A 15,210-nucleotide genomic window follows, 5' to 3' on the forward strand; every position below is an offset into this window, starting at 1 on the left:
GCCGAACGCTTGCGCGACCTCGGTCACCGACGACCCCGCCGCGCTCGCCAGGTCGACCAACGCGCGCTTCTCGGCGCAACTCCACAGCCTCCGTTGCCGCGCGCGGCCGGGCATCGTTGCACGATCTTCGGCCGCCGCCGCACCGCTTAACTCGGCGACCACATCGCCCCCTGCATGTTCCAATGTCATGGCGCGAAAGCTCCATGTTCATCAGCCCATTGCAAGGTGCCGTGGTGCAGCGCTTACAGAGTTCGCCCGCCTGACGAAGCAGGTTCTCGATATCGTGCGCAAGGAGAAAGTTTGCCGGCGGCTGATGAGCGCGCCGGGCGTTGGGCCGATCACCGCGCTCGCCTTCCGCGCCACGATCGACCGGCCGGAGCGGTTCGGCTCCTCGCAGTCGGTGGGAGCGCATCTGGGATTGACGCCGGCACGCTACCAGTCCGGCGAAACCGACATCCAGGGAAAGGTCAGTCGATGCGGCGACGAACTTGCACGTACCGCGCTTTATGAGGCGGCCCACACACTGCTGGTGCGATCGAAGAAGTGGTCGAGCCTCAGAGCATTGGGTATGAACATCGCCAGACGGCGCGGCATGGCACGAGCCCGGGTCGCGGTCGCCCGCAAACTGGCCGTCATTCAGGCATCGCATGTGGGCCGACGCGACCGAGTTCCGCTTCGGAAAGGAGCCTGTTCCCCTGGCCGCGTGAACTGAGACAGATCGAGGAGCAAGCAACACGAACAAAGCCTTCGCCCGAAAGGGCGATGCCCGGATCGTTCCGTGGGGGACGATGGGCGAGGGCGATCTCGTTGAGAGTCCCGAACCTGCCGGCCCAAGCGCGGCAAGGTCGTGAAACAGATTGAGACGCCTCGCTCTCCTGACCCCATCATGCGGCGGCCCAAACGCTGACCGCGAAGAGAAGCGAGTGACCCCACGGAACGGTCCAGAAAAAGGTGCAGGAGCATCTTGACCAAAACGACCCCAATCAGAAAGGTCTCTTACAGCGCGTCAGATTGATCAGCCCCTCGGATCGCGAATTTCATCGACGCCAGCGGTCTTAGACCGCGCTGAAAGGCCGGACATATGATCGCACCTATCCCCCTGGATGAAATGTCTGAAAAAGCGCTTGCCCGCGTGGCCGTTCTACATATGTCGCGCAGGTCTCTCCCAGATCGCCGCGCTATAAGCAATCTCAAATTCAGCTATTCTACCGCTCCTACGGGCATCCAGGTGCCGAAAGTGCAAGCTCAAGCGGGTTGTCGCCGAAACAGCTCACCCGTTCTGCTAGGCTCGTTCAAACTTCACTCGGCTTAACAAGATCAAAAGATAACGCCACCTCAGTGGGGTGCCTGATGTTATCGAGCACCGGGCAGCAACGCTCAGCGATCGTCAATAATTGGGAGATGGCTTCCGACTGCTCATCACTGACAATTTTCACGGTCGCGGATATCGCGGGAAAGCCAGATCGAACCCCTTCACCCGTTCCAAAAAAGCCCTGGCTGTTCATTTGTGCCGACAGCTCCACGCCAATCGACTTCACGTTTATACCCAGAAAATCGGCGTAGCATCTGATGGTGACTTCCATGCTGGCGCCCAGCGCAGCCAACATCACCTCGGCGGGATTTGGTGCGGCTCCCGTCCCGCCGAAACTAACTGGTTCATCAATTGTTAGAGCCAGACCGCTGAACCGAGATTCTGAACGCAGGGCTTCCACCTGCTGTGTGCGCCCCGACATCGTCTCAACACATACACGCGGGTCGCCGGAGGAAGTCTCGGCACGGAGCTGGGCAAAAAGTCGCCCCAGCTCCGTTGAAGGTTGTATATCGTTCATGTTGTCACCACCCGCCTCAAGCCGACCTGAACGGACCCTCGGCATCGCAGTTGACCGCGCCGACCCATCCCGGCCGCCACCGCGTGCCTATCATCGCGCCGATCACACCATTTTGGCGACAATCAGCGCTCTTCGATCCGTCCCTGCGCGTCAAAAGGCGCATTCCACTAGGGCGCAAGCCATTGTAAACGCGTCGAATACTGCGTTTATGGACGGAAACTGACCTAGCTGGAGCAAAAGAGCCAATGTGCTCGTTGTTGGGATTTGGACCTGATCTGCAGATCACATACCGGCCAGTGGCTTCTGGAAATGCCGCACATGAAGGCCTGACAGAAGACCGCACTCGATCACCACGCACGTCAGGTTGGGAAACTTCTTGCATACGGGCAGCAACCACAGAAGGCTCCCCGACTAGACCGAACCGCCAGAACATAAGGCTGGCCGTGGCTTCCGCATTCGGAATAGCGTCGATCCGAACCATAAAGCGCATTGGCCACTGCCCACGCGCAGGGCACGCCTGCATCGAGAGCATCCAATGCTCAACCAAAGGCATCACGCTTCTCGAAATCGCGCAGCCACGGCCATCATCCCCATGCGAAATGGGAGATAATTCCCGGTTATGATCCGACTGCCGAAACTCATAGGTTTGTGTGAGTTGACAATCTCGGCCTCGAACGACCCGCTTTCGTGCTTGTTCCTGACACAGACATCTTGAACATCCAAGAATGCACAAGTATTCGGCGCGTATGAATTGTAAACGGCTTCTTTTTGTCACAAAGATCAGTTTCGGACCGAAACAACTGCTGGACCATTCCGCCCACTCTGTTTCGGTAGGCCTGCATATGATCGGGAGCTGGTCCGCTCCGAGTGGTTCATCATCTTCAATGTCCAGCCCAAGAGCGAGCACGTTATCGACACGTCCGGCAACGGATCCGCAGTCGCAGCAAGAGTGGGAAATGCTTCCGACGACTCCGGAAGGCCACAGAGGAGCGCCATCTGCCCTTGACAAGATCGGGACAACACCCAATTGATGCAACGCCTCACGAGCGTGATGCCGTCCCCAAGCGAACTCACGCCGACGACGGAGCGAGACGTTTCCCAGCATGTCGGTTTCCGTGGCAAATGGAAGCGGAATCGGATCACTTAGTGGCTCGCCCGAAAAGCTAATGTCATGCCCCAAGGCCGAGCAAATAGTAGCCTTTAAAGTCGCGAGCGTCGTCATAGGTAAACAGGCCCTTGTTCTGGAAAGTGTAAAGCTGCTTTGCAGGCTTTGCCAGCGTTAGCCTGAAATCGAGCCGACGTGACACATGACGCACCGGTGGGCCTGGCCGAAGGTCTGAATGTCGACAGAAATGTCTGATTGCAGGCACCGGGGACGAGACCAATCCTTCATCTTTCACCTCTCAGCCCATCCACGGCACTCCGCTGGATTGAAAGACCAGATTTCACCTGAACTCCGGGGGTCGTGACCGCGGTACCGCCTTTTTCGTAACCAGCCCTCACCGTGTTCGAAGCAATCGACGTGCCAATCAAAAAAGTCATGCGAACCTTGGCTAGGTAAGAAGAAGCCATTAGGGTGCGCGCATACGACGGGATAGCTGGATCGTACCCACTGAGGTAGATGCTATGGGCCGAGCGGCAAGGGGTGTGGCATTCTTCGGCGCTGTAGAAGCAACCGCCGGAAGGAGGCGCCTATGTGTCGCAGTCTTTTGACGCGAGCCGGTCCCTTGCGCAGCTTTCCAACGTGCTGGACAAGAACAACACCGGCTCGAAAGTGTGGGCCGACACGGCCTGCTGCGGCGATAGCAGTGTCGAGGTCATGAACAAGCGCGTCACCGGTTCGGCTTTATCGCGTCGGCTGGTGATGCGGATGAAGGCTTTGTGGCCGGGCATCAGCGGTATGGCTGCAGCTACGATCTCCGCCTGTCGCCACTCGTCGCGGCCATGGCTGGTTTCGGTCCGCTCTGCGAGCGCGGGGATGATCTCGGTCAAACTTTGGTTGGCGTGAGCCACCCAATGGCGGCGATTTCCCTTGAGCGCGAGCAGGTAATCGCCGCCCCGTTCAGTAATGGCTTGTGCCATGCGCGTGTGGCAGTGGAGCGCGTCAGCCGTGACCATTCGCCAGTGAGATCAATGAGTTCGACGACTTTAAGAGCTGCTTCGACCTCGTTCTCGCCCGCGCCGGGCGACACTGCCGCCAAGCACAGCCGTGTCTCGGCGGCAAAGGCCGACACCGTCAGAGGTGGGCTGGCCGCAAGACCCTTCTCATAGGCCCGTCGCAGTTCCTTGCCATCGAGCGAGACCACTTCCTGGCAAGCGCGCAAAGCCCGCGGCAAACGCCGCGAACGCACGCCCGAAAGCCTTCGGGTCAAGCAGCCGAAGCAGCCGCGAGAAGGTGTCGTGACTAGGCGCCACCTCGTACTCTATCAAAGGCTTGCGGCGATCATCATCACGATAAGGTCGCCAAGCCGATGCATGCATTGCCAGCGCGCGGATCAGGCACCGAGCCGAAATAGCTCTCTAGGCGGGAAATGGCAGTCTCTCCTCAGTTAGACTGCCCCCTCAAAGAATCCCTTCCTAGTCCAATTTCAAGTCCCAAAAAGCCATATGCGATTCCCCTGCTCCTGACCCCATCATGCGGCGGCCCAAACGCTGATCGCGAAGAGAAGCGAGTGACCCCACGGAACGGTCCAGAAAAAGGTGCAGGAGCATCTTGACCAAAACGACCCCAATCGTGAACTGACCCCCGAAAGTTGGACACAACCTTCGGGGGTTTTGCATGTCCAGATTCAGCGAGATTGAGAAGCGCTCGATTGTTGAGCGCTACTTGAGCGGGGACGAGAGTTACGCAAGCGCTGGCGCCGCTGCTGGCATTGACGCGGCGACTGTCCGCAAGTGGGTTGCTTTGTACCAAGCGCACGGCGATGCCGGGCTGTTGGGCAAATACGATCATTACGACGCGGCGTTCAAGCTGTCAGTGCTCGAGCGGATGTGGGGAGAAAGTCTGTCGTATCGCCAGACGGCGGCGTTGTTCAACATTCGCAACGCGGGTTGCCTGGCGGGCTGGGAGAAGCGTTATCATGCGGGCGGGATAGAGGCGCTCGCCCCGCGCCCCAGAGGAAGACCGCGATCGATGCCAAAACCGGCGCCTGAACCGCCGCTTGAGCCGCCTGAAGCGCGCAATGATGAGGCCAAGAGCCGTGAGGAGCTCATGGCTGAACTGAACTATCTGCGCATGGAGAACGCCTACCTAAAAAAACTGAAGGCCTTAACGCAGGAACACGCGCCCAAAAAGCGCAAGCCGTCCAGGCGTTAAGGCCGTTGCATCCGCTTGAGGGACTACTCGAACTGGCAAAGCTGCCGCGCAGCACGTTCTATTACAGGCAAAAGGCGACCTCGCGCCCGGACCGCCATGCGGCGCTGAAGGAGGCGATCAAGGCCATCTTCGACAGCCACAAGGGCCGCTACGGCTATCGCCGGGTGACCGCGCAATTGCGCCAGTCGGGTCAACGCGTCAACCACAAGACCGTCCAGAGCCTGATGGCCGGGATGGGATTGAAGTCGCTGGTCAGGCCGAAGAAGTATCGTTCCTACAGGGGCGGGGTTGGGCGGACCGCTCCCGATCTGTTGCAGCGCAAGTTCAGCGCCGACCGCGCCAACCGCAAATGGGTGACCGACGTGACGGAGTTCAGCGTGGCCGGCGACAAGCTCTATCTGTCTCCCATCATGGACCTCTACAATGGCGAGATCGTCGCCTTCGAGACGGCGCGCCGCCCACGCTTCAAACTGGTGGACAATATGCTGACCAAAGCCTTCGCCCGACTCGATGAGGACGAACGGCCAATCCTGCATTCCGATCAAGGATGGCAGTACCAGATGTCGGCATTCCAGCGTAGGCTGGAAGCCAGAGGCCTTGCACAAAGCATGTCACGCAAAGGCAATTGCCTCGACAACGCACCGATTGAGAGCTTCTTCGCCACGCTCAAATCCGAACTCTTCCATCCGGAAAGGTTCGAAACCGTCCAAAGCCTCGATACGGCCATCGAGCACTACATCGACTACTACAACCACCGCCGCATCAAACTGAAACTGAAAGGGCTGGCCCCTGTGCAATACAGGACCCAGCCCTTAAATCTACCAGATCAATGAACCGTCCAACTTTACGGGGTCAGTTCATCGGAGAGGTCTCTTAGCGTCGCAAAGAATTCACTCGAGCCGTCGTATCGGATAATTTGCTTCCCTCATGGCGGGGGTAGCTTCCAGTCGTTCCGTCATTGTCCGGACTATCTCCCCGACGACGTTGAGCTTATTTGCTTGGATCTTTCGGGCGCGGCTCCAGGCATTCAGCGATAGGCCTTTTGGGTGGATTCAAGCGGTCGTCGCAACACTCTGAAGTTGGAGGTTGCGATGAGCATTCGAAAGGGGAGATCGGCACGGTCTGGACGAGCGCCATTGCCTTCACCAGGACGGCCGCCTGTCGCGGGGCGCGATGAACAGATTAGATACTGGCGGGGGTCGCCGCGGGCAAGTGGGTCTATCGCAAGCTTCGCAACTTCCGCGCCGGCATCGAGGCCGGCATTTCATGCCTCAAGCGTGCTTACGGTTTGGCGCGTTGCCACTTGGCACGGCCTCGATCACTTCAAGACCTACGTCTAGTCCTCAGTCGTGGCCTACAACCCCGTCATCTTCACCCGCCTCAAGCCGACCTGAACTGCCCCCCGGGATCGCAAGTTGCCCCGCACCAACCATGCCGGCCGCCACCGCACGCGCCGGTGACACCATTTTGGCAGCAAACAGCACTCTTCGACCCGTCCGCACCCGTCAAGGCGCTTTCAATCGCGCGCAACTCATTGTAAACGCACTGAAATACGCACGTTTATGGACGGAAACTAGCTAGCGCTGCGTGTTGTTCGTTGCAAGCTCTCGTGGATTCGAGTGCCGATTGCTTGCCTCGATCTCCGGCATCGGCCGATCACAGCCGACCGCATTTGCGGCGATCCGTCCATGTTCCGCTCGGGCGCGAGTTCGCTGCCTGGCCGCAAAATCTACAGCCTTCATGCGCACGAGGTGGAATGCATCGATAAGGGCAGGGCGCATGCGACCTACGAGTTCGGGGTGAAGGTGTCGGTGGCCACCACGCTGAAGCGCTCAAAAGGTGCCAGCTCGCCCTGCATGCAAAAGCGCTGCCCGGCAATCCCTTATATGAGGAGGGTCAAGTGGAATGGATTTGCCAGGTGACATTCTTTTCTCTTTCTCGTGCTGTCGCTCGGAATCCATGGTCTGAGCCCCGATGGCATGACGCGGCCCGTTTCCCGAGCCAAATCCACCTTATACACGCTCGCTGTTTAATACAGCAGCACCAACATCCCGCTTGCGGCGGACAAGGGCGCAGGACGGCGAACCAATCTATGAAGCGGCATTGGCCATGGGATTGCTCGGTTCGCCCACCTGGATCAGCCAGGACTGATCGGGTCCCGACCGAAGCGTAGAACTCGGCTTGAGGTGACGGATCGTGATCAGGCGGCGGTCATGACTACCCCGTTGACGACGATGCCGGCGTTGACGTATTTCCACAGTGCTACGAGTAGCTTGCGGGCGAGCGCCACAATCAGCGCCTTCTTCAGACGGCCACCGTTCTGCTTCACCCGCTCCTTGAACCACAGGGAGAGCGCCGATTGCCGTTGATGGCGCAGCCACAGCCAGGCAAGTTGGACCAGCATCGTGCGTAGCCTCCGCCTCCAGCACGCAGTGGATCCAGAAGCCGTCGAGCCCGGCCTCCTGGATGACGACGATCGAAAAGCATCGGCCGGTCCGCGCCTGGGCCTTCCTGTTGAGTGAGGCGAACCGTTTCAGCAGGCCGACGGTGTCGCCGGCCGCCACCCAATGCTTGGAGATCTTTTCGCCGCCACCCGGCAGCAGCGAGGTGACCAGCCATTTCGGCGGTAGATTTCCAACGAGGTGAATATTGCGCCAAGATCGGTGCGGAGACTGATCGGCGCCTCGGGGTAATGCACTGCAACGGACATGCTGACCTCCAGGTAAGGTGGTTGCTTGATGCAATGTGACCTCCGGTGCCACCAAGCGCGGGTCGCTATCCACCTTCCTCATAGGATCTATGACGGCCACACGCTCGCAGCGACCGTCCCTGACATAGAAAAGACCATCGGCAACGAGATCAGCCGCATCCTCGCCGAGGCCGGCTATCGCGGCCACAACACACCGGAGAGCCACAAGTTCAGGGTCTCCACCGCTGGTAAGAAGCGCCCGGTGACGCCGGCCATTAAGCGCCAGATGCGGCAGCGATCGGCCGTCGAGCCGGTGATCGGCCACATCAAGGCTGAGCACCGGATGGGCCGCAACTATCTCGCCAGCAAGCAGGGCGGCGCCGTCAACGCCATCCTGGCCGCCGTACAACTTCTCCCTCCTGCTCAGGTGGCTGAAGGCTCATTTGTGGCTTCTCCTCGCCGCCTCTCAAGTCAGCCGAAAGAACTAACGGCCTGATCCCTCCATTGTTCACGGCCGACTGCCTAGCCTGAAAAATGGGTTGGTGGATGTGGCGCAAAGGATCGAGCTCCATCTCGAGTCCAGATGATGACAATATGGAAATTGCGTTTGACGCACTAGCCCGTTGATCATCAAATGGACCAAATATGCAAATTGGTCCGCCAGTCGCGCTGCGTGCCAAATTCGGCGAGCATTGACATTCGCCGCAAAAAAAAATGCATAGCAGAGGGATGAAAAATGCACCATCTGGCCGACCGTAGACTCGTCTCGAGCGCCTATCTCGGTGGGAGTGCTCAGAGCGATCTCACCAGGCGAAACAAGTGCAGTGCGGGACAAGCGCCAGCATTGGGAATAACGGGAATGCCAGGCGCAAACGACGCCTTTGTAAAGTTTTCCGATGTTCAGAAGACCTACGATGGCAAAACTCTCGTCGTCAAAAAACTCAATCTCGACATTGCTCGTGGAGAGTTTTTAACCCTGTTGGGGCCCTCTGGCTCTGGCAAGACGACGACCTTAATGATGCTCGCCGGCTTTGAGGTGCCTACTCAAGGCCGGATTTTTATTGACGGTCGAGCGATCGATAATCTGCCTCCGCACAAACGAGATATCGGCATGGTGTTTCAGAATTACGCACTTTTTCCGCATATGACGGTAGAGGAGAACCTGGCATTTCCTTTAAAAGTTCGAAAACGCGGCAAAATGGAGATCAAGGACAGGATCACGCGGGCGCTGGATATGGTCCGGCTTGGCGACTATGGCAAGCGCCTGCCAGGTCAGCTTTCGGGGGGTCAACAGCAACGTGTCGCGCTTGCTCGAGCGCTCTGTTTCGATCCCAATCTGGTTCTTATGGACGAGCCGCTGGGCGCGCTCGACAAACAATTGCGCGATCAGATGCAACTCGAGATAAGGCGCATCCATAAAGCTCTTGGCGTCACCATTGTCTATGTCACACATGATCAAAGTGAGGCACTGACCATGTCGGACCGAATAGCGGTGTTCAACGATGGGCTCATCCACCAACTTGCTTCGCCGGCAGGCCTGTACGAGCAACCGCAGAACGCGTTTGTTGCGCAGTTCGTGGGAGATAACAACCTGCTGCGCGGCAAGGTGATAGACATGGACGGCGCAAGCTGCACGGTGGAGGTATCGGGTATGGGCAACGTCCATGCCCTGGTGATCAATGCCGAAGCCGTCGGGCGGCCGGTTTTGATATCGTTGCGCCCGGAACGGGTGAAACTCAATCCGGCGCCGGGTTCCCTGCCAAATACCCTTAACGCCAGAGTCGAGGAGCTGATCTACCTGGGAGACCACGTCCGAGTCCGTGTGTCGGTTGGCGGTCATGATCTGGTGATCAAGCTGCCCAATTCCGATGGGGTGCAAGTGCATGAAGGTGCCCAGCTCACAATCGGCTGGAAAACGCAGGACTGTCGGGCGCTGGACGCCGGATGACGTCGGGAACTCTAATTTTAACGTGCCTCGGGTGCGAGGCTAACCAGGGGACAATTAATGAGAAGCTCAGCACTAAGCAAGAAAACACTTGTGATAATCGGATTGGTCGCTAGCACATTTGTATTAACGAAGCCAGGTGCAGCGGCCGATCAAATCACGATCACGTCTTGGGGGGGCGCCTTACAGCGGGCTGAAAGCCAAGCTTGGTTCGAACCATTCTCCAAAACGACTGGCGTCGCGGTCAATGAAGATGAGTACAGTGGCGACGCTGCCAAAATACAGGCTATGGTCGAGACTAAAAGTGTAACTTGGGATGTAGTTGATGGGTATTCGACTTGGGTCAATCGACTTTGTGATCAGGGATTGTTGGAACGGATAGACTGGAACAAGTTGGGACTCAACCGGTCCAAATTTATAGATGGGGATATGTACGAGTGCGGTGTTCCGTCAGTCATATCAAGTTCCGTTGTTGCATACGACAAGGATAAGTTGCCGGACGGTCCGAAGACCATCGCGGACCTCTTCGATACAAAAAAATTTCCCGGCAAGCGCGGACTTGAGAAAACTGCCGCCGGCAATCTTGAATGGGCGCTTGTCGCCGATGGCGTGCCCGTGCAGGATGTCTATAAGGTCCTCAATACGCCAGAGGGCGTGGATCGGGCCTTCAAGAAGCTCGACACGATCAAGAAGGACGTTATCTGGTGGGAGGCTGGAGCCCAACCCCCGCAGCTTCTCGCTGACGGCCAGGTCGTGATGACTGCAGCTTACAACGGCCGCATCTACGACGCCAACAAGAACTCAGGCAAGAATTTCGCGATCATGTGGGACGCCCAACTTCCCGGAGTGGGAAACGTCTGGGTCATTCCTGCGGGCGGACCACATTTGGACGATGCCTATAAATTCATTGCTTATGCGGCCTCACCCGAAGTACAAGGAACGTTGACAAAATACATCCCTTACGGGCCCGCGAACAAGGATGCAATGGAGTTTGTCGGCGGCGAGGTTTTACCTTGGCTTGCAAATGCGCCCGAGCATATGACCAATGCTATCAAAACTGACACTGCCTTCTGGAACGAGAAGGGCGACGACCTAAATCAACGCTTTACCGCATGGCTTGCCCAATAGGCGACAATTGCCGGGAAGACTTAAGTCTTCCCGGCACCTGACTCATGAACCGGGAGAGGAGCCTATGGCAGCGACAGTAGCCCAAACTGCCGGCAGTGAGAAGAATATGCTGCTGCGAGCGGAACTTCGGCGTTCGGAGCGTTGGGGCAAGCTGAGGGCATTCGCGCTCGTACTGCCACTGCTATTGTTCCTTGTAATAACATTCGTGTTTCCGATTGGTCGGATGCTGTTTAACGCTGTCCATGACGACACGTTGCTGACGCTGATGCCGCGAACTACGGCAGCACTTGCTGCCTGGGACGGCAACGACCTTCCCGGCGAGCAAGTCTTTGCCGCTCTCGCCAAGGATCTGCGGGATACGTGGGAACAGAAGACGATGGGCTCAGTCGCCGTGCGGATGAACTATGAGCTACCAGGCACCGGAAGTCAGTTCACGTCCAGCGCCCGAAAGGCGAGCACGCTTTTAACCGGTCCTTACAAGGCGGCGCTGATCCAGATAGATCCGCTTTGGGAGCGTAAGGAGGTCTGGAATTTTTTTAAGCGTGGCGCCTCGCCTTTTACGGCATACTACCTGCTACGCTCAGTCGACTACCAATATGGGGCCGACAGCCAGATCGTGGCTACCCCACCGGAAACCGCAATCTTCCGCGACGCTTTCCTGCGGACGTTCGGGATAAGCGTTGGCGTAACAGCCGCAACGTTTCTTTTAGGCTTTCCTGTCGCTTATCTTTTGGCGACCTTGTCGCCAAAATCCAGCAATCTCCTGATGATTTTGATCGTCTTGCCATTTTGGACGTCAATGCTTGTGCGGACGGTCGCTTGGGTCGTACTGTTGCAGCAGAACGGTGTCGTCAACCAAGCCCTCGTAGGGCTACATATCATATCGCATCCTGCGGATCTTATATTCACCCGATTCGCAACGATCGTTGCTATGACCCAAATCCAGCTTCCCGTCACACTGCTGCCGATCTATAGTGTCATGAAGACGATCCCGCCGAGTCATATCCGTGCCGCCCGCTCACTCGGCGCCGGTTCGTTCTACGCCTTCTGGCGGGTCTACTTTCCCCAGACACTGCCCGGTATTGCTGCCGGATGTCTGCTGACCTTCATCTTATGCCTTGGTTACTATCTCACCCCGGCTCTCGTAGGCGGTCCAAGCGACCAGATGGTGGGGTATTTTATCGCTAACTATACCAACAAGCAGATAAACTGGGGTTTGGCCTCTGCACTCAGCGCACTCCTTCTCGTTGCGACGCTCCTTCTATACTACGTGTTCAATAAGCTGGTTGACGTCAACCGACTCAAGATCGGGTGAGAACGATGTCTACGTTGGTCTATGCTTCTACGATCGAAAAAGGTTGGTACTGGTTGCATAGGATTATCTCCGGCACTGTGCTACTGTTTCTTGTGGCGCCCGTCTTGATGGTCATACCACTCTCGTTCAATTCAGTGCCTTTCTTCACCTATCCGATGTCCGGATTTTCGTTTCGCTGGTATGAGGAGTTCCTTTTGTCAGCCCGGTGGCAAGGCGGTTTGCAAAACTCATTTTTTGTCGCCGTAGCGGCGACGCTACTGTCCTCCGTTTTGGGCACGCTAGCTGCACTTGGGCTCAGCCGGCCGAACTTCCCTTGGCGTACGGCGGTGTTGGGTATAGTGATATCGCCGATGATCGTGCCGACCATAATTACTGCGGTAGCAGTCTATTTCTTCTACGCGAACGTGGGGCTAGTAAACTCGTATACGGGGGTGATATTAGCGCACACGGCGATTGCTGCGCCGTATGTAGTAGTAACGGTAAGCGCAACTCTGGTGGGCTTAGATAATTCACTCGTTCGTGCGGCGTCTGGACTTGGGGCGCCGTCGATCACCGTGTTTTTCAAAGTAATACTGCCTCTTATAAGTCCTGGTATGATTGCTGGTTCGCTTTTTGCCTTCGTTGCGTCCTTCGACGAGGTCGTCATTGCACTTTTTGTCGCCGGCCCTCAGCAGCGAACTTTGCCCTTGGTGATGTTTTCAGGGATCCGGGAGCAAATCAGCCCCACCATTATTGCTGCCGCTGCCGTATTGGTTTTGTTCGCTACCGCGATGCTGACTGCGGTTGAGCTCCTGCGGAGGCGGTCGGAGCGTCTGCGCGGTATCCGGGGCACCTGAAGGTTCCAAGGGGTGCTGCTGGTCAGTAATTCTAACTCATGGGTGGCGATGAAGAGAATTTGTCCTCTTATTACCCCGGTGGCGCTTGATAATGCCCCTTTCTGTCGATCGCGAGGTTGTTGTCACTTGTCATGCGGCTGGTGCGGCGGACGGTGCATCGAGGCCCGTCACAATCAGAGTTGGGCAAAAGCGCCTAGCTTGCCCAGTACAGCTGCCCGCCTTGCCGGCAGGAAAGTTATTTCTTGTAGCGGCCGGTCTGCATCGACCTATACGGCTTGGGGGCTCGTTGTTCTCGCCAAGATTGATACCCGCGAGCTCCGGGCCTCATAAACGTCACGCGTGGAAGGAACTAGAGAGGCGTCCAGAACGGGTGCGCCATCGGAGGTTCGCCGTTTGGCATCGACGTAAGGACGCTGGCCAAAGCTCAGATCCGGCGATCGTTGTCGTTCACGGCGGTTTTGGACGCCATAAGGGGCGGCGGCCGCGAAGATTGGCGGATGGACCGGCAACGCTGCGGGACTGAATGAATCACATTCAGCGCCATGGCCCGAAGGCTGAAGGCCAACCGCCGCCGGGAAACCCAGTCGGTTGTCAGCTTGCCCAGAGTAGGGCCCGTCCATGGCGAGGTGCGCTGGCGGCGCATCGATCTTCAGAGCGACACAAAGAAGTGGATCTATTTTGTGCACAGATGGAACTAATGAAAGGCTGCCGACTGGGTGCATCTTGTTCAAAGCGTTATCACAACGGCAGTGTAATCCGCTAAGATCACACGAGATTGGGCAAATACATGGATGCGACCCGAAAATTCGCAACAATGGTCACCGACGATCTTATCGACGGATATGGGCACATGAATATGGTGCACTATCTGGGAGCGTTCAGTAGAGCTGCGGATTTACAGCTTGGCCATGTGATACAGCTAACCCCCGATGGCTCTGTGATCTCTGGCCTGGTCACCGCCGAAGCGCGGGTCGCTTACAAGCAAGAAGCGATGCGCGGCGACGATCTGGTCCTCACTACTTGGATAGCCGATCTTGACGAAAAGCGAGTCCATGTCGCGCAAACAATGGTGCGCGGAGACGGAACTTTACTGGCGACAGCTGAACAGCTTTTCCTGAATTTCAACCTGCTATCGCGCCGCGTAGAGGCATTCCTGCCGGATGTAATGTCCGAGCTTGGACGCCGTGTCGAGGCCGACAGTAGTAAATTCGATCCGGGCATTGTCAGTCGCCGAATGGGCATACCGCGATAGTGTGAATTACCTTGTCATCGTTAGTCTGCGTCGACGACCTTCATGACGCGGAAAAATGACGGCCGGACCTGAAGTCGGCCGGGTCCCGCATCGACGAAACCAGGGCACTCGCGGTGACAACGCCGACCCCGGGTATGGTCATCAATCGCCGGCAGGCGCTGAGCCTCTCGCGACGGCAACCAAGTCGCTGTCGATCCGGCCGAGTTTGGTCTTCACCTCTCTTAGCTGTTCGACGAGATAACGTAGCGCATGCCGCGCCACAGGCGGAATACGCGCTACCGATTCATCTTCGATCAGAACGGTTAGAAGGCCGATGTTGTGTGCCCGGTTCGGACCAATTACCCCCGAACTCGGCCAAGTGACCGCGGATCGCGTTGATCAACTGGGTTCTCTGGCGGATCAACATCTCCCGAACTCGGTGGATGACCAGGATCTCCCGCGTGACTGCTTCGCAGATCGCCTCGGCATCGGCGGCATCATTCTTATTGGTCTTTACGTAGGGCCGAACGTATTGCGCAGGGATCAAGCGGACCTCGTGTCCCATACTGCGTAAGCGGTGCACCAAGGCACCTTTCCCGAAGTCGTCTGATGCGTGTATGGCGGTCAGCCGTTAGTCGGCTCGCCGGGGCGATCACTGCGGGTTATCATAACGGGTGACGTAGTGGAGTTCGCGGAGGGCGGGAATGACGAGGGCGATATCTTTGTACGCCTCGTGCTCGATAAAGTGCGCGGTCTCGGGTCCCGGCCTGGGTTTGCCGAGGACGGGCCGCCCTTTTTTGTCGACGCAGTAGATCAGGATCGGCAGCAGCAGGCCGTGGTTGGGGTTCTTGAGGTCGAGTAGCCGTTTCCAGCGTTTGATGTTGAGATTGATGGCCGCGTAGAACCCTTGGCACCACGGCC

Annotated in this window: 7 protein-coding genes and 7 pseudogenes; 9 read left to right on the forward strand and 5 right to left on the reverse strand. The window is 57.5% G+C overall.

Going from position 1 to position 15,210, the window contains the following annotated elements:
• Positions 1-189, reverse strand: a pseudogene (locus YU3_RS38160) (IS66 family insertion sequence element accessory protein TnpB); the annotation flags it as partial.
• A 70-nt stretch (positions 190-259) separates the two neighbouring features.
• On the opposite strand from YU3_RS38160, the pseudogene YU3_RS38165 reads away from it, so the two are divergent.
• A pseudogene (locus YU3_RS38165) lies at positions 260-707 on the forward strand (transposase); the annotation flags it as partial.
• 585 nt (positions 708-1,292) lie between these two features.
• Here the strand turns inward: YU3_RS38165 and YU3_RS40085 are convergent.
• Together YU3_RS40085 and YU3_RS38900 are read right to left on the reverse strand one after the other, a co-directional pair.
• Positions 1,293-1,829, reverse strand: coding sequence for an OsmC family protein (locus YU3_RS40085; protein WP_198021764.1), 537 nt, complete (start codon positions 1,827-1,829; stop codon positions 1,293-1,295).
• A 1,692-nt stretch (positions 1,830-3,521) separates the two neighbouring features.
• Positions 3,522-3,947, reverse strand: coding sequence for a hypothetical protein (locus tag YU3_RS38900; RefSeq protein WP_027170206.1), 426 nt, complete (start codon positions 3,945-3,947; stop codon positions 3,522-3,524).
• A gap of 661 nt (positions 3,948-4,608) precedes the next feature.
• Between YU3_RS38900 and YU3_RS41060 the strand changes: the two are divergent.
• Both YU3_RS41060 and YU3_RS41065 read left to right on the forward strand, forming a co-directional pair.
• Positions 4,609-5,978: pseudogene (locus tag YU3_RS41060) on the forward strand (IS3 family transposase).
• An 885-nt stretch (positions 5,979-6,863) separates the two neighbouring features.
• Positions 6,864-7,027 (forward strand): annotated as a pseudogene (locus YU3_RS41065) (IS5/IS1182 family transposase); the annotation flags it as partial.
• A gap of 318 nt (positions 7,028-7,345) precedes the next feature.
• Here the strand turns inward: YU3_RS41065 and YU3_RS40095 are convergent.
• Positions 7,346-7,855, reverse strand: a pseudogene (locus YU3_RS40095) (hypothetical protein).
• An 88-nt stretch (positions 7,856-7,943) separates the two neighbouring features.
• Between YU3_RS40095 and YU3_RS0133255 the strand changes: the two are divergent.
• The 6 genes and pseudogenes from YU3_RS0133255 to YU3_RS0133280 all read left to right on the forward strand — a co-directional run.
• Positions 7,944-8,322 (forward strand): annotated as a pseudogene (locus YU3_RS0133255) (IS5/IS1182 family transposase); the annotation flags it as partial.
• Positions 8,323-8,693: 371 nt separating this feature from the next.
• Positions 8,694-9,782 (forward strand): ABC transporter ATP-binding protein, encoded by a 1,089-nt coding sequence (locus tag YU3_RS0133260; protein ID WP_027170213.1) that lies wholly within the window; start codon positions 8,694-8,696, stop codon positions 9,780-9,782.
• A gap of 57 nt (positions 9,783-9,839) precedes the next feature.
• Positions 9,840-10,907: an ABC transporter substrate-binding protein gene (locus tag YU3_RS0133265; protein ID WP_027170214.1), complete on the forward strand. Its 1,068-nt coding sequence runs from the start codon at positions 9,840-9,842 to the stop codon at positions 10,905-10,907.
• A gap of 64 nt (positions 10,908-10,971) precedes the next feature.
• Positions 10,972-12,222 carry an ABC transporter permease gene (locus YU3_RS0133270; RefSeq protein ID WP_027170215.1) on the forward strand — a complete coding sequence of 417 codons (1,251 nt, stop codon included), beginning with the start codon at positions 10,972-10,974 and terminating at the stop codon, positions 12,220-12,222.
• Between the two features lie 5 nt (positions 12,223-12,227).
• Positions 12,228-13,058 carry an ABC transporter permease gene (locus YU3_RS0133275; RefSeq protein WP_027170216.1) on the forward strand — a complete coding sequence of 277 codons (831 nt, stop codon included), beginning with the start codon at positions 12,228-12,230 and terminating at the stop codon, positions 13,056-13,058.
• A gap of 814 nt (positions 13,059-13,872) precedes the next feature.
• Positions 13,873-14,310, forward strand: coding sequence for an acyl-CoA thioesterase (locus tag YU3_RS0133280; RefSeq protein ID WP_036260198.1), 438 nt, complete (start codon positions 13,873-13,875; stop codon positions 14,308-14,310).
• Positions 14,311-14,941: 631 nt separating this feature from the next.
• Here YU3_RS0133280 and YU3_RS41455 read toward each other — a convergent pair.
• A pseudogene (locus tag YU3_RS41455) lies at positions 14,942-15,210 on the reverse strand (YecA family protein); the annotation flags it as partial.

It is taken from the genome of Mesorhizobium sp. WSM3224 (assembly GCF_000427725.1).
GTDB lineage: Bacteria > Pseudomonadota > Alphaproteobacteria > Rhizobiales > Rhizobiaceae > Mesorhizobium.

What these genes read in the sequence shown, in the direction of transcription:
- YU3_RS38900 (WP_027170206.1), bottom strand. Translation starts at nt 3,947, where the DNA reads ATGGTCACGGCTGACGCGCTCCACTGCCACACGCGCATGGCACAAGCC.
- YU3_RS0133270 (WP_027170215.1), top strand. Translation starts at nt 10,972, where the DNA reads ATGGCAGCGACAGTAGCCCAAACTGCCGGCAGTGAGAAGAATATGCTG.
- YU3_RS40085 (WP_198021764.1), bottom strand. Translation starts at nt 1,829, where the DNA reads ATGAACGATATACAACCTTCAACGGAGCTGGGGCGACTTTTTGCCCAG.
- YU3_RS0133260 (WP_027170213.1), top strand. Translation starts at nt 8,694, where the DNA reads ATGCCAGGCGCAAACGACGCCTTTGTAAAGTTTTCCGATGTTCAGAAG.
- YU3_RS0133280 (WP_036260198.1), top strand. Translation starts at nt 13,873, where the DNA reads ATGGTCACCGACGATCTTATCGACGGATATGGGCACATGAATATGGTG.
- YU3_RS0133265 (WP_027170214.1), top strand. Translation starts at nt 9,840, where the DNA reads ATGAGAAGCTCAGCACTAAGCAAGAAAACACTTGTGATAATCGGATTG.
- YU3_RS0133275 (WP_027170216.1), top strand. Translation starts at nt 12,228, where the DNA reads ATGTCTACGTTGGTCTATGCTTCTACGATCGAAAAAGGTTGGTACTGG.